Here is a 15746-nt window from a genome sequence, read left to right as displayed (position 1 = left end):
TTCCCTTTAAAAGCCCGTACAATTCGCCTCGTTTTTAGCGAGTACTTATTCCTGTTTACTGAGGCGTATTATTAAACCTTATGCACCAAATAGCCGATCTAATATCTATTTTTGAGTCAACGTTTTATCAAAGCCATAATACGCGTTTAGTCAAAGGTGAGCATGAGCCTATTTATATTCCAGCAAATGAGCAAACTCCCTATCATCAAATTATATTTGCCCATGGTTTTTATGCCAGTGCACTGCATGAAATTGCCCATTGGCTAGTAGCCGGTGAAAAACGACGATTATTAGAAGATTACGGTTATTGGTATTGCCCTGATGGCCGCGATAAAGCGCAGCAAGCTGAGTTTGAAAGTGTTGAAATTAAGCCTCAAGCCATCGAGTGGGCGCTCAGTGTTGCCGCCGGTTTTGATTTTAAAGTGTCGGTTGATAATTTAAATGGTGAACAAACTTGCCGATTTGACTTTCAAGCACGCGTCCATCAACACCTTTTAAATTTATTGAGTAATGGCTTTAATGTGCGCACGAATAAATTACTGAAGGCCATAAGTGAATTTTATAAAACACCGTGGCCGATGAATAACGCGCAGTTTACATGGCAGCACCCAAAGGAGCTAAAGAATGCAGTTTAAATTAGGCTTAATTGTAAACCCTGTGGCGGGTTTAGGTGGCAGTGTTGCACTAAAGGGCAGCGATGGCGTAGCTACTACTGCCAAAGCCTTAGCGCTTGGTGCTGAGCCTAAAGCCAACTTACGCACTAAAGCCGCTCTTGAGGTATTATTGCCCTATAAAGAGCAATTAACAATATTCACCGTTAATGACGCCATGGGTGAAAACACAGCGAAGGCGTTAGGTTTTGCCACACAAGTTATTTATCGTAGTGAGTGTGCTACAACGAGTGATGATACAGAGCAGGCTGCCAAAGCATTGCAACAACTCGGTGTTGATTTAATTTTATTTGCTGGTGGCGATGGTACTGCACGTAATATTTGTCATGCGGTGGATGATAGCGTACCAGTGCTCGGCATTCCTGCTGGCTGTAAAATTCACTCAGGTGTTTATGCCATTACCCCTAAAGCGGCGGGTCGTGTTGTCGAGATGCTCATCAAGGGCGAACTTGTTACACTGGCTGATGCAGATGTTATGGATATCGATGAAGATGCTTTTCGCCAAGGAACAGTCAAAGCAAAACGCTATGGTGAAATGCAAGTGCCGAGCGAAATACGTTATGTACAAGCCGTTAAAAATGGTGGTAAAGAAACCGACGAGTTAGTACTGGCTGATATAGCAGCCTATGTTGTGTCAGAAATGGAAGAAGACACCCAGTACATTATGGGCAGTGGCTCAACGGTTGAAGCCATCATGCAAGAAATGGGTTTGAATAACACCTTGTTAGGTGTTGATTTAGTACAAGATCAAACCCTGATAAAGCAAGATTTAACCGCTCAACAATTAATTGATTTAACCAAAGGTGTGCCTACAAAGTTGGTGATCACGTTGATCGGTGGGCAAGGGCATATATTTGGTCGGGGTAATCAACAATTAAGTCCAGCACTCATCCGCGCAATCGGTAAAGACAATATAATCTTAGTCGCAACCAAAACAAAATTACAGGCCTTAAATGGCCGACCGCTCATTGCTGATACCGGCGATAGCGAATTAGATGATGAATTAAGCGGTTATATTCGGGTAACAACCGGGTTTAACGACCATGTTATGTATGCTGTGGGTCACCAAGACACCCTGCAAGTACAGGAGAAATAAATGAGTTTAGTAAGTTACATTGAAGCAGCACAGCAATATTTTGACGATTTAGTAATAAAAGCCACTGATGATGAATTGTTTGCCGGTGGTTATTTACGCGGCCATTTTGATTTAGCTGTTGGGTATGCACAAGTTGAAGAACTTAATTTAGAAGTGTCAGAGCTCAATGAAACCGTTGAAAAAAGCCTAGTGAAAGCGTATCGCAATGGCGAGCTAAACGAAGATGATAAAACACTTGTAGTGCGTATTTGGGAAGAAGTAAAAGCACTCGCATAATATACAACGTTAATCGCGATACTTAAAAACGGCTTTATAGGTTGAACGTAAGAAAACTTGAAGTTGAACTCTGTTAATAATCGTTTAATGAAAACAGAGTTCACATGCGGGTTAACCAAGTTTCAAATCAATTAAAAGTCCTTATCTGAGATAAGCACCTTATTAAGCTTGCAAAAACCTCTGGATTTCAAGTTCGACACCGTTGCCTACTCATCGTTTCTCTGCTCAAAGCTGTATTCAAAAGCTTATCTTGCCTGCAAGATGGCGCTTCATTTTCTCAATTAGCTCAGGCTTTTGTAGGTCGCTTTACAGCTATTAGTCCTGCCGTCATCGAGTTGCATGTTACCTATGAGCTATTTAACGAACAACCTTGTGAAATAGACGTCTGTTCTGATGTTGAAACTGAGCGAGCCTTTTTACTTGGCAGCCACACGACCGCTGCTCCTTAAGCACTAAGCTATGAAAAACGATTAAAAAACTAAAAGTTAGGCTAAAAAATCATTTATCACATTAAATACAGAAAAATAAAATATCTCTAATACATCATTTAAATATCCGTTCTTTATTATCCCATATACAGCCTAATAATCTGCTGCTAGCTTGATTATAGGTTTCAGGAACCTTAGCTAAAAAATAATAAAAACCTGACACATTAAATTAATTATAACGAGTAATAAAAAGGGTGTTAAGAGATGAATATATTTAAGAAAAATAAAATAAGTCTACTTCTAGGTGTTACCGCAATAACATTAAGTATGACAGTCGCAGCAATGGATAGAATCCCCGTTCGTTTTATTGTAGCTGCAGATAGTCACAGTGGGTCAGGAAAACGAGCGTCAACCTCAGATTTAGATGATGGTATCAATCAGTTAAATACTTTTTTATAGTGATATTGACGTAGAATTTTATCGAGATGAAATTATTTATATTACAAACGATGATGTTGATGGCATTAATGATGATGATTGGAATACCGATAATGAAGAAGATGTAAAACCATGGTTTTCATATGGAAAAATGAATATTATCGTTGCTAGTCTTGACGGCCTAAATGGTCATGCATATTGGAACTATGAAGGAAGAGATGTTATTGAAATAGAACCTAGTAAATTAGACACCTCTACAATTGCACATGAAGTTGGCCACAGTTTAAGCTTGAAACATACTTATTCAGGTTGGGATGATGAAACAATAGCGGTAATGGAAGGTTCAAACGGTTATAAATACGGTGATAATATCATTGATACTCCTGTTGATCCTGGTGAGAGATCAAACTTTGATGACTGTGAATGGATAGGTAGTGATGAAGACAGTGATGGTGAAGAATATGACCCTGATGGATTTAACATCATGGGCAAAGGTCAAAACGAGTGCCGAGATAAATTTAGTAATGCGCAAAATAAACGCATGAAACGTATCGTTCAAACTCATAAATTTCATTTGTTTGATAAATATGGTTCGAATCAAAATCCAAATTGCTCTAATTCACCTAAAGTAACAAGTTATCCGAGCAGAGAGCAATTTAATTATGAAGATGAGGTTAGTGATACTCCTTGGGTACAAGATGCTTTTAACGATGATGAGTTTTCTTGGAAATTAGATTTTGATACCAGCTCTTCAAGTACTGGTGCAAATGAACCATATGAAGGTCAAAGTTTTGCACATATTGATTCCAGCCATGAATTTCTAAGTGAAAATGACGAAATAGCAATGCTTAGTCCTTGTTATGATATTACCAATAAAGACTTCGCTGAGGTTAGGTTTAGATATCATATGTATGGTAGCGATATCGGTGAACTTACCTTAGAAATAACTGAAGATAACGGTTTAAATTGGAATGAACTATGGTACAAAAGTGGAGAACAACATAGTTCAGGAAACAGTAGTTGGAGTACTGCAACAATATCTCTTGATCAATACCTTGGTAAAGATGTGCAACTACGTTTAACAGGAAAGGTTAAAGGTGGTAGCAAGGGCGATATATCGGTCGATGATATCAAATTTTCTGCCAGTGGCGATACTGGAGGAAATGGAAGCCAAACAATATCTACAGCTATTCAAAGTGGTAGTGACGATGCTGAAGAAATGGTTAGCTCTGGTGAAGTAAACCTTTCTAGTTCTGATTTAGAGCTTGTTGAAGAGAGTGGCTCAAACGCTAAAGAGCAATTAGTCGGCTTACGATTCGATAATGTAAATATACCCGCAGATGCAACGATTGAAAGTGCGACAATTCAGTTTACAGTAGATGCAACAAATACAGGAAACACCAACTTAACAATACATGGGCATTATAGTGGTAATTCTGACACTTTTAGTTCAAGTGATGATGATATCTCAGATCGACCACTAACTTCTGCCTCTGTTAATTGGACTCCTGGAGTGTGGGATGTAATAGGTCGTAAGAGCAATAATGAAAAAACACCTGATCTTAAAAGTATCGTTCAAGAACTTGTGAATAAGTCAACTTGGGATACTGATAGCGCTGTCACTTTTATTATTTCAGGTGAAGGAGAAAGAGAAGCTGAATCTTACGAAGGTACTGAAGGTGGTGAAGCTGTTTTAACCATAACTTATTCAAACTAACACAACCGCGCTGATATTTTCAGCGCATTTCCTCAATTAATAAATTGCTTTATCAATAAATAGTTAGTTAACTTGTTAAACTAAAAAGCATTTACCAATTCTCTGGTTAATGCTTTTGTATACTTTTAAAAGAAGGTATCTTTCACACCAAGCACCTGAAAATGTTCATTAATTAAATAAAGGGTGCTGTAGTTTTTTTATATCAGATTGCTCATAGTCAGTCACAGCAAATAATAATTTATTATCTTCAGGAACAACAATGAGTGGACTGGTATACGAAAAAGTCTTACTAGGAAACTTTGCTAATGGTCGAGATTTTTCTGATGCATAGTCAAAAAAATTGATTTGTTGTCCATTAGAAACCGCTGCTCGATAATAAATTCCTTTATCCGTTGTTCCCCAAAAATACTTCTCTTTCATATTTTTTCTTGAAATAAGAGCTCTTGCAGGCGACTCTGCTTGGGAACTGGATAGTATTTGCTGCCACAAGCCCCCTTCTTTCGGCTATATATTAATTTATTTTTATCCGTCATGACGCCAAATCGACCGCCATTAAAGGTCAATTGCTTAACTTCGCCAGTATCTATCGATATTAGGTGTAAATCAGTTTCATTTTCAGTGGATACCGCTGAAATAATAGCATCATCATTAATACTCCATGTTGGACGATTATGATCGTTAAAAGGACTATTTACTTTCATGATCTGCTTAGTTGCAACGTCAATCGTATAAACTTTTAAACCCTCCTCATCTTCAAAAGGTGCAAGAAAAACCAATTTTTTGCCATTGTGAGACCAGCGAGGAAAACTTATATTTACTCCAAAGTCCGTTAATTGTATTCGCTCTTTACCATGCTTATTAGAAAGCCAAATTTCATACATGCCTGTTTCATTTGAGACATAAGCAATTTGTTTAGAAATGCTCGAATAGTCAGGTTGCCGCTGGCTATAGTTTGATAGTAATATTGGCTCAGGGCTAGAAGCGATAGCTTGATCCAAACTTAACGATTTTATTTGATATTTTCTTAACCTTTTCTGATAAAAAAGTGAATTATCCACTCTATTAAATACAGGAAAACTAAAACCATCCACATTTAATAATTTTTTTTCTTTTGTTTTTGTATTAAGCCAATATCCGGTGCGGATCCCTGATTTACGATCACCGTAAACTAAATGTATATTATCTGAATGCCAACTTAAGCCACGTACATCCTCTATTCCTTCAGTAACACGTTGAGTTTCTTTTGTAGCTATGTCGATAATATAAATATCCTCACTGTATTTATTAAATCTTCTCGTAACAGCTAAGGATTTACCGTCCGGTGAAAAAGCCATATCTCTATCTTCATACTTGCAACCAGTAGCACAAGAAAAGCGCACTGGTTTAGCATTACTACTCGTTAAATCTAGCAAATAAATTCCACTTTCTTCAGAATCAATATCCTCACTATGAAAGGCTAGTGTTTTATCATCTGGGGAAATATCAAGGTAATTATGTTTGCTTTTCAAAGGACAGGTAGCAACTATCTTCTCAAACATACTTTTAATATCTAATTGAATATAATCACAAAATTTCTTTCTAGAATTCTCACGGGCATAAAATAAATAATTTCCATCATTACTCCATACTGAGTGCCGCTCTTTTGCCTCATCAAATGTCAATTGACGAGGCTGAACATCTGGCTGTTGCAGATCTTTCAAATATAAATTCGCAATATCATTTTGATCTGTCATGCGATAGACAATAAACCTGCCATTAGGTGATACCGAAACATATAACTCCTCACCTGGATCAGAGGTTACTGTTTCCACGCTCGCGTGTTTAACTTGCTTATTATTTGCTATGTATAACCAATAAATGAAAAATATGAACATGAGCAAACTTAAAAGTTTTATTAAAAAAGCATACGCATTTGGTTTATTCGCTTCAAACAATTCACTCCCTGTAAAATAATTCGCATCTGGTTCGATTGTTATTGGTTCTACTAATAATCTATAACCCGCCTTTCGAATGGTCTCAATGATCTGTTGAGCTTCACCTTCTTGCTTAAAGCTATTCCTTAAATTCCAAACAACGTTAGTTAACGATTTTTCTCCTACATAGCTATTACCTTTCCAAATCTTTTCTATTAACTCCTCTCGAGGAATAATCCTAGGATGGTGTTCAACAAGATAATTTAGTACTTCAACCCATTTAGGTTGTAAAGACTGTTTTTCATTATTCTCAAACTGAATAGCAAATTCATGGGGGTAAACAATGTATTTGCCAAGTTTATAAGTTTGTTCAATTTTCATTTAATTACCTACACTAACACTTTCAACTACTCAATAATGAGATATAAATCTTTGTTGTTATTACATCGTCCATTTTAATAATTAGATGAAAAATTAATTTTCACTTTAACAAAAAGAATATCCTTAATACCTTTTTAAAAACAATAATTAATATTATATTTACAGTTGTAATGCTTTTAAAAATCGTCTTGCAACTAAAAAATATAAAAATAAATTAATTTAATATTTTCATGTACTTAAAGACCTAAAAAAGACATTAAAATGAGGTATAAAAGGTTGATTGAATTCACTATTACCCGACAAAATGACGTAACAAAAAATTGATAGATAACGAATAAGGGAAGAGCAAATAATTGGGCGATAAAATCATCAAGCTTAGTGTTGCTCAACCCATGAAAGTGCTCACACTCTATCACCATAAAATAAAATATATTTAGGGGAAAATAATGAAAAAAAATCTAATCACCCATGCTTTACAGCTTGCTCTTATCGGGGGCATGTCTGCAACAATAGGGCAGGCTATTGCAGCTCAGGAAGAGACTGTAGAAAAACAAACAATCAAACAAGCCAAAGCCATAGTGCAAAAAAGAAGAAGCTAATGTAGAAAAAATTACAGTCACAGGTTCACGACTCCGTCGCGATAGTTTTAGTGTTGCAACCCCTTTGGCAACTATGGATAGAGACGCAATTGAAGACGCTGGAATCGGCTCATTATCTAATATTTTAATAGAAGAGATGCCTATGATAGGCATGGGAACGAGTAATACTACAAGCCAATCGGATGTTAACGGAACGGGATTATCCACCATTGATTTACGTAATTTAGGGTCAAGTAGAACATTAACCTTAATTGATGGGCGTCGAACCGTTTCTAATAGTTATAGTTCCAATAAAGTAAGTTTATCAACTATACCAACGGGGATGGTTGAGAAAGTTGAAGTTATCACAGGCGGAGCTTCTGCTGCTTATGGTTCAGATGCAATAGCCGGTGTTGTTAATATCATTACTCAACAATATAAAGAAGGATTTGAATTTGAAGCTAAGGGCAGTGAAAGCGCTGAAGGTGGAGCCAAAGAGTTCTCCTTATCAATGAGTTATGGAACTGATTTTGATAGCGGCCGAGGTTATCTATTCATGGCTGGCGATTACGCTAAAGAATACGGATTAAGCTTCAGGGATCGTAATCGAGCCCAACAAGAAATGGATCTTGATTATAATGATACCTTGATGTGTAACACCGTTATAATTGAGAGTGGAGATGAAGTTTGTCTTAATAGCACCACACAAGATCAATGGCGTAACCGTAGTGATGGTTTAGCTGGTGGTGTATTTGGCGAAAACAGTAAGAATGATCAACAGTTCTGGTACGATGAAAATGGCCTTCATAATGACTGGCGCGACAATGAAGAAAAATATGGCATCAATTCAAATCAATTTGTACAACTAAAAGTACCAGAAGACTCATCTTCTTTTGCGTTAAAGATGGATTATGAGCTATCTGACGAACTTGAAGCTTATTTCCAAGTGCAATATAGCACTAATGGCTCAGTAAATTATAAATCACCAGAAGATGGTAATGAAAGTTCCAATCGTGTTACATATGACCCTACAACAGGAATTTTTGACGAAATCAATCTCGGCTACATTCCAATTGACAACCCTTACGTTCCACAAGAGATTTTAGATTCGGGTTTATACAAAGATCGTATTTATTGGGATCGTAGGTTTAATGAGGTTGGTGAAATTATCACAGATAACACCCGAGATACTATTCGTGTTTGGGGCGGTGTTCAAGGGATTGCATTTGATGGCGAGTGGGAGTGGGATTTATCACTTGGTTATGGAAAATCTAGTCAAAGACAAACGCGATATAATGAACTTTATGTACAAAACTGGCGTAACGCTGTCGATGCTGAAATATTAGATGATGGTTCTATACAATGTAAAAGCGCTGAAGCACGTGCTAATGGTTGTGTACCATTGAATATGTTCGGCGAAGGTTCAATTACTCCTGAAGCGGCTAATTATATTAGAGCAAACCCAACAATTAATTCAGATATAGAACAAGTAACAGTTTTAGGTTATATCGCAGGTGATTTATTCACCATGCCTTATGGTCCTGTTGCATCAGTTTTTGGTTTTGAATATAGAGAAGATTCACAAGAGCTCAGCACCAATGTGCCAGAAGGTGGGATCACATTTAACTACGTTCCTTCTTTTTCAGGAAAAATTAACGTTGCTGAAATTTTTGCGGAAATGTCTTTACCATTATTAAAAAATGTTACCGCAGCTAAAAGTGTTGATTTAGAGGTTTCTGCTCGTTTTGCTGATTATAGCTCGGAAAATGTTGATTTGATCTCAAGTTACCGTGTGGGCTTGATGTGGGAGCTAACTGATGGGTATGCTTTTCGTGCCAACTACTCACGCGCTCAACGCGCGCCAAATATTACAGAATTAGATTCACCACCTCGCGGCGATTATGACAGTTATGATGATACATGTGACGGTTTAACTGCAACATCAAATGCCCCTGGACACGATAACTGTCGTTTAGAACAGGTATTTGCCAAACAACTCGCCGAAAATCCTAACTTTGAATTTGAAGATGAAAACGGAGGTTATTCTCCCGCAGAAGGCAATAACAAGTTATTTGAAGAAACAGCTGATACCTATACTTTTGGTATCACAATGGCCCCTGAATTTATTGATGGGTTTAAAGTAGCTCTTGATTATTATGATATTAAGATATCAGATGTAATTTCAAGTTATGAAAACCAAGCAATTGTTAACGCTTGCTACAACTCATCAATGGCTTGGGGAGCAGGTAACACGTTTTGTAATGATATTACCCGCGCTAATGATGGTCAAATTACGGAAGTAATACAACGTAACTACAACCTAAATGAAAGACGTACACGGGGATATGATGTTGCAATGGCATATCGCTATGATTTAAGCGAATACGGTTCTTTAAAGTTTAAGTTAGATATGAACCATATAATTGAATGGTCAGAAACTGCCGATACGGCGGGAGAGTTGATCACAACCGATTATATCGGTGATATTGATAATGAAAGTATTTTCAAAGACAAAGCATCGGCTTCAATATCTTGGTCAAAAAGCAATTGGCGAGTGCGCTGGAGTACCAGCTATAAAAGCTCGTCAATTAACGACAAAAATCGATATACAGAATGGTTAGGATATATGGAGAAAAACAATACAAATTGCGCAGCACTAAATGCAGCTTGTGTGGAAAACCCAGAATCATTAGCTTATTACGAAGTTAGCTCTTATACGAAACATAACTTATCAGTGAAATATAAAATGGAGCTATCTGATAATACTGAAATAGATTTCAAAGCAGGCATTAGAAATATTTTTGATAATAATGGTGACTTCAGACCTGATAGTCGACACTACTACAGTGCATTTGGTGGTGGCGTTGGCCGTCTTTATACTGCTGGAGTAACTTTATCCTTCTAAATAACAGCACTTCCACAAGGATGTGGGTATTTTACTGATTATTAAGCGATTCACCCTAGTGTGTGAATCGTTTATTTAAACCCTTGTGCCAATTCAAATACAGACAATAATAATTATCCTACAACTATATCCTAAGGCGTTATTTTAAGGAATATCATGAAAAAAATTAAAACTTTATCTCTTATATTGTTCACACTATCTTTCTCTATTCTAGCAAAAGAAGATGCACCTAAACTAATCGCTCAAGTCGATAATCAAACATCTAACCTAAATATTGAAATAAGTGATGGTCCTTATATTTTAAAAAATAAGAGTAAATCTTCATTTACTAGTTTTTGGGTTTGTGATGGTGAACGTAAACAAGAAATAACATTGATCGATAATTACCCTCATAAGTTTAATTCATGTGGTTTATCTGCCGAAGTTACTTCAGGTTTGGTAAAAGAAGATAATATTCTCGAGTATAGTGGCGACTTTAAAATTGCCGCAACGAGTGATTTTCATGGGCAATACAAGCTCATGATGCAATTACTTCAAAATAATAACATTATCGATACACAAGGAAATTGGTCTTTTGATAATGGCCATTTTGTCATAACAGGAGATGTCTTTGATCGCGGAGATCAGGTTACAGAAATTTTATGGTTTTTATATAAATTGGAAAAACAAGCGTTACGTGTCGGTGGGCAAGTACACTTATTATTAGGCAATCATGAAGTCATGACACTCAATGGCGACTTACGTTACTTAAACCCTAAATATGAGTATACCGCGAACACGCTAAATATACCTTATGATGAGTTGTTTTCTAAAGAGAGTATTTTAGGTAATTGGATAAGAAGTAAACCTGTATTAGTAAAAATAAATAATATGTTATTTACACATGGTGGTTTCCATCCTAGCTTAGCTAAAGAAAAACGTACGTTATCTGAAATCAATACTGTATTTAAGACAAATTTAGTAAAAAGTGAATTAAGCACTAAACGTGAGGGGGTGGGGAAAATATTTACATAAAAAAAATGGGCCAATATGGTATCGAGGTTACTTTAAAGTAAAAGACGAAGGTGCTAGTAATGAAGAAATTGAACTATTACTACAGCACTTTAACGTTAAAAATATAATAGTTGGTCACACATCTCAAAAACAAATAGAGACACGACATGAAGGAAAAGTGATTGCTATTGATTCAAGTATCAAAAATGGCAAGTACGGTGAAGTATTATTAATTGATGGAAACAATAAGTGGCGAGGTACATTAAGCGGAGAAATGATTCCTTTAGAAAACACCTCTTTAGTAACAGACTAAAAATTAGTCATATAATTCAGCTTTATTAAACACTATCTCTTATATGATTAATTAAGGGGTAGGGTTAAGGAATATCAAATGGATAGTATTTTTGATTTATTTACGATGGGTATAGGCCCATCCAGTTCTCATACTGTAGGTCCGATGAAAGCAGCGAATGTTTTTATGAAAGAGTTGAAAACGAAAGGAAACCTAAGCAATGTTAATCGTATTGAAGTTACTTTATATGGCTCGTTAGCAAATACGGGTAAAGGGCATGGAACCGATCAAGCTGTGATATATGGTTTATTAGGCTATAAGCCCGAATCAATTGACATAGAAAAAGCAAGACTTGCTCTAACGGAATTAACTAACACAAACACTTTAGCGATAGAAAAATATCATAGAATTGTCTTTAATCCAGACTTTCATATTGAGTTTAGAGATCAAGAATACTTAAAATTCCACCCAAACGGTATTAGGTTTCAAGCATTTGACAAAGACAATACTCTTTTACAAGCAGAGACCTTTTACTCAACTGGGGGTGGTTTTATCTGCACCGCTGATGATACAACACTAAAAATAACAACTTCAGTGCAGCCATACCCATTTAATTCCTTTGATGAATTGGCCAAGATTTGTAGTCGTTCTCAAATGAACGTCGTAGACGTTGTATTAGCCAATGAAGCCACCTTAACTAATGAAGATAAAATTTATGAAAAATGCCATGATATATGGCTTGTTATGAATGAGAGTGTCAATAGAGGATTACACTCTCAGGAAAAAACATTACCTGGCGGTTTAAATCTTAATCGTCGAGCACCAGAATTTTTTAAACGATTAATTCATCATAAGAGTATAGATTCACTCAATCAAATAGACTGGTTAAATGTGTTTGCTCTTGCTGTTAGTGAAGAGAACGCTCGGGGAAATCGCATTGTTACAGCCCCAACGAATGGTGCCGCGGGTATAATCCCCTCGGTCTTAAGTTACATTAATCAATTTCACTTGCCAATAACACGGAAAGTTTCTACAGAGTTTTTTGCCGTAGCTACAGCTATCGGCAGCTTATACAAAAAAAATGCATCTATTTCAGGAGCGGAAGTTGGTTGCCAAGGGGAAGTTGGTGTAGCTTGCTCTATGGCTGCTGGCGCATTAGCGCATATATTAGGTGGCGATATTAAGGCAATAGAAAACGCCGCTGAAATAGCGATGGAACACAATTTAGGTATGACCTGCGATCCCATTGGTGGATTAGTTCAAGCCCCCTGCATCGAACGAAATGCCATAGCAGCAGTTAAGGCGGTCAATGCTGCTAGAATGGCTGTCTATAATCCTAATGATAGCAAAGTATCACTCGATACAGTTATAAAAACAATGTATCAAACAGGTAAAGATATGGGACGTAAATATAAAGAAACATCTCATGGAGGGTTAGCTATAAACGTTTCTATCGTTGAGTGTTAATAACATTTCATAGGTTGGATCTAAAAAAGCGTGAAGTTGAACTCTGCTAAGAATCAAATCAGTTTAGAAAATAAGTTGATGGAGTAGTAGGAAGAGTAAAGGAGCACTATATGAGGCTCGTACGTACGCCCTGTGAGAGGGATGAGGAGAAAACCTCACCCTACTCGATGTACTTGGTGATTTATAGTTCCTAAAATCTATATTTTATGGTTACTTAAAATTTACCTAAGGAAGCATTTACGGTAATGTATGCTGGTTAAAATCCTAAGGAACAAGCGAAATGAATAATAATAATGATGCAACGATGCCGACAGGGCTAGTTGCACGATTTTTAAACTTTGTAGAAAGGGTGGGGAATAAATTACCTGATCCGGCAATTATATTTTTATTTGCTATGTTACTGATTTGGTTTTTGTCGTGGTGGTTTTCAGGCGTTAACTTTGACGCCATCGACCCGCGTACTGGCGAAGCTATTATAATCAATAACATGTTGGCCAGTGATTCACTTGCCACCTTTTTGTCTTCAATGGTAAAAACCTTTACTGGTTTTGCACCACTGGGCGTGGTTTTAGTTGCTATGCTAGGAGTGGGGGTTGCTGAGCACTCTGGCTTTATTAATACGGGCTTAAAGCTCATGTTAAAAGTAACGCCTAAACAGCTACTTACACCGTCTATTATTTTAGTTGCTATTGTTAGCCATACAGCAACCGATGCTGGGTACGTGTTAGTTATTCCACTCGCAGGGGTTATTTTTTATGCGGCTGGACGTCATCCGCTTGCGGGTATTGCTGCGGCATTTGCTGGTGTAAGTGGCGGCTTTGGTGCTAACTTTATTCCATCCGGAATCGACCCGTTATTACAGAGTTTTACCCAAAGTGCGGCGCAAATAATTAACCCGACTATGTCGATTAACCCATTAAATAACTGGGCATTTACCTCTGCATCGAGCTTATTTATCGTTTTATTAGGCTGGTATATCACTGATAAAATTATTGAGCCACGGTTAAAAAATACTGCTGTCGATGGTGAAACCGAAGATTTACCGGCGTTTGAAGATGCTCGTAGTGACGAAAAGCGCGCGTTTTTTATCGCAAGTAGCGTAATGATTGCAGGTCTGGCTTTGCTTGCCTATGTTTCTGCGCCAGCAGATTCAGCAATGCGCAGCGCAGATGGCTCGCTCACAAACTTTAGATCACCTTTAATGCAGTCAATTGTACCGCTCATTTTCTTACTGTTTTGGATACCGGGTGCGGTTTATGGTTTTACAGTTGGTACCTTTAAAAGCTCTAAAGATATGATCGATGCGATGAGTAAAGCAATGCATGGTATGTCGTATTATATTGTAATGGCATTTTTCTGCTCGCTATTTATTGCTGCATTTAGTAAATCAAATTTAGGAGCGCTTCTAGCTATAGAAGGGGCGCAGCTGTTAAAAGCAATGGAGCTGCCAAGTGCAGTTACTGTTGTGGGTATCATCTTTTTAACGGGCTTTGTTAACTTGTTTGTCGGCTCTAGCTCAGCTAAGTGGGCGTTATTAGGCCCGGTGTTTGTGCCTATGTTGATGCAATTAGGTATTTCGCCAGATTTAACGCAAGCCGCGTACCGAGTTGGCGATTCAAGCTCTAATATTATTACACCGTTAATGCCTTACTTCCCGCTAGTTGTGGTGTATTGTCAAAAGTATGTTAAAGGCACGGGCATTGGCACGCTCATCGCCATGATGCTACCGTATTCAATTGCCTTTATGATTGGTTGGAGTTTGTTTTTACTTGGCTATTGGGCACTTGGTATTCCACTGGGTCTTGACGCTAGCTACGTATATCCTGCCGTAACACCTTAGCGCAAAGTCACTTTTCTACAAAAAACCTCATCAGCTTACTGGTGGGGTTTTTTATTATTTAAATAATTCATCTAGTTTATAATATTTTAGCCCCTGAGCTGGTTGGGCACTGATATTACATATTTTTATAGCGACTTGTTTGCCACTTATTGGCCTAAACTTTTTAAGGCCTGGGAACATACATAAAACAGGCAAAAGTACGCTGCCAAGTTTTTCGCCAAGCCTAAAGTCATCATCTCGCTTCCCAAGTAATAACGATGGCTGAATAATGCTAATGTGCTTAAAGTTTAACTGTGCTACAACCTGTTCCAATTCGCCTTTCATTTTTAAATACGCACTACGACTGTTAGCATTTGCACCGCTAGATGACACCACTAAATAGTGTTCAACGCCATTCTTTGCAGCAAGTTGAGCTGCATGGAGTTGGTAGTTAAAGTCTACTTTTCGTTGCGCATCAATTGAGCCCGCGGCTTTTTTAGTCGTGCCTAAGCATGAAAATAAAATATCAGCTTCAAATAAATTTGAGTGTTGCTCTAATTGTGCAAAGTCCACCACATAATTAATGACTTTATCACTGTTAAAACTAACTGAGCGGCGAGTAAGTGTAATTACTTTAGTGATATGGGCTGCGCTAATCAACTGCTCAACTAAATGGCTACCTATTAATCCCGTAGCACCGATAACAATTGCCGTTTTATTCATATGTAATTACCACTGCGTTAAACTATAGAGTGAGCATTGTGAAGAATAT

Annotated in this window: 14 protein-coding genes; 11 read left to right on the top strand and 3 right to left on the bottom strand. The window is 37.3% G+C overall.

The window, feature by feature from the left end; translation table 11 throughout:
- Positions 1–80 precede the first annotated feature (80 nt).
- The 5 genes from ACU8V8_RS10565 to ACU8V8_RS10545 all read left to right on the top strand — a co-directional run bounded on the left by ACU8V8_RS10565 (position 81) and on the right by ACU8V8_RS10545 (position 4626).
- Entirely contained in the window at positions 81–635 is a 555-nt protein-coding gene (locus ACU8V8_RS10565; protein WP_446887443.1) for an elongation factor P hydroxylase, read from the top strand.
- Positions 625–1767 carry an ATP-NAD kinase family protein gene (locus ACU8V8_RS10560; protein WP_446887442.1) on the top strand — a complete coding sequence of 381 codons (1143 nt, stop codon included), beginning with the start codon at positions 625–627 and terminating at the stop codon, positions 1765–1767. The genes ACU8V8_RS10565 and ACU8V8_RS10560 overlap by 11 nt, the downstream gene beginning before the upstream one ends.
- On the top strand, positions 1768–2043 hold the full coding sequence (locus ACU8V8_RS10555) for a YfcL family protein (protein ID WP_446887441.1): 276 nt from the start codon (positions 1768–1770) through the stop codon (positions 2041–2043). It abuts the gene before it with no gap.
- A 692-nt stretch (positions 2044–2735) separates the two neighbouring features.
- Positions 2736–2930: a hypothetical protein gene (locus tag ACU8V8_RS10550; RefSeq protein ID WP_446887440.1), complete on the top strand. Its 195-nt coding sequence runs from the start codon at positions 2736–2738 to the stop codon at positions 2928–2930.
- Between the two features lie 130 nt (positions 2931–3060).
- The gene (locus ACU8V8_RS10545; RefSeq protein ID WP_446887439.1) at positions 3061–4626 is read left to right on the top strand and encodes a hypothetical protein; all 1566 of its coding nucleotides are present in this window, start codon (positions 3061–3063) and stop codon (positions 4624–4626) included.
- Positions 4627–4794: 168 nt separating this feature from the next.
- On the opposite strand, the gene ACU8V8_RS10540 is transcribed toward ACU8V8_RS10545, so the two are convergent.
- Together ACU8V8_RS10540 and ACU8V8_RS10535 are read right to left on the bottom strand one after the other, a co-directional pair.
- Entirely contained in the window at positions 4795–5046 is a 252-nt protein-coding gene (locus ACU8V8_RS10540; RefSeq protein ID WP_446887438.1) for a hypothetical protein, read from the bottom strand.
- Positions 5043–6920: a winged helix-turn-helix domain-containing protein gene (locus ACU8V8_RS10535; protein ID WP_446887437.1), complete on the bottom strand. Its 1878-nt coding sequence runs from the start codon at positions 6918–6920 to the stop codon at positions 5043–5045. Before ACU8V8_RS10535 ends, ACU8V8_RS10540 begins: the two co-directional genes overlap by 4 nt.
- A gap of 446 nt (positions 6921–7366) precedes the next feature.
- Here ACU8V8_RS10535 and ACU8V8_RS10530 point away from each other — a divergent pair, with 446 nt between their 5' ends.
- The 6 genes from ACU8V8_RS10530 (at position 7367) to ACU8V8_RS10505 (ending at position 14995) form a co-directional block, all read left to right on the top strand.
- Positions 7367–7519: a hypothetical protein gene (locus tag ACU8V8_RS10530; protein ID WP_446887436.1), complete on the top strand. Its 153-nt coding sequence runs from the start codon at positions 7367–7369 to the stop codon at positions 7517–7519.
- 73 nt (positions 7520–7592) lie between these two features.
- The gene (locus ACU8V8_RS10525) at positions 7593–10403 is read left to right on the top strand and encodes a TonB-dependent receptor domain-containing protein (RefSeq protein WP_446887435.1); all 2811 of its coding nucleotides are present in this window, start codon (positions 7593–7595) and stop codon (positions 10401–10403) included.
- Between the two features lie 156 nt (positions 10404–10559).
- Positions 10560–11417 (top strand): metallophosphoesterase, encoded by an 858-nt coding sequence (locus tag ACU8V8_RS10520; protein WP_446887434.1) that lies wholly within the window; start codon positions 10560–10562, stop codon positions 11415–11417.
- Complete coding sequence (locus ACU8V8_RS10515) at positions 11389–11709, top strand: hypothetical protein (RefSeq protein ID WP_446887433.1); 321 nt, start codon at positions 11389–11391, stop codon at positions 11707–11709. Before ACU8V8_RS10520 ends, ACU8V8_RS10515 begins: the two co-directional genes overlap by 29 nt.
- A 78-nt stretch (positions 11710–11787) precedes the next feature.
- On the top strand, positions 11788–13155 hold the full coding sequence (locus ACU8V8_RS10510) for an L-serine ammonia-lyase (protein ID WP_446887432.1): 1368 nt from the start codon (positions 11788–11790) through the stop codon (positions 13153–13155).
- A 280-nt stretch (positions 13156–13435) separates the two neighbouring features.
- A complete protein-coding gene (locus tag ACU8V8_RS10505) occupies positions 13436–14995 on the top strand; it encodes an AbgT family transporter (protein WP_446887431.1) in 1560 nt (519 codons plus the stop codon).
- A gap of 54 nt (positions 14996–15049) precedes the next feature.
- Here the strand turns inward: ACU8V8_RS10505 and ACU8V8_RS10500 are convergent, their stop codons facing one another.
- Positions 15050–15697, bottom strand: a complete 648-nt coding sequence (locus ACU8V8_RS10500; RefSeq protein ID WP_446887430.1) for an NAD-dependent epimerase/dehydratase family protein — start codon at positions 15695–15697, stop codon at positions 15050–15052.
- Positions 15698–15746 lie beyond the last annotated feature (49 nt).

It is taken from the genome of Pseudoalteromonas sp. SaAl2 (assembly GCF_052947895.1).
Note: the sequence above shows the minus strand (reverse complement) of the source record. Positions and strands in the feature narration are given on the sequence as shown.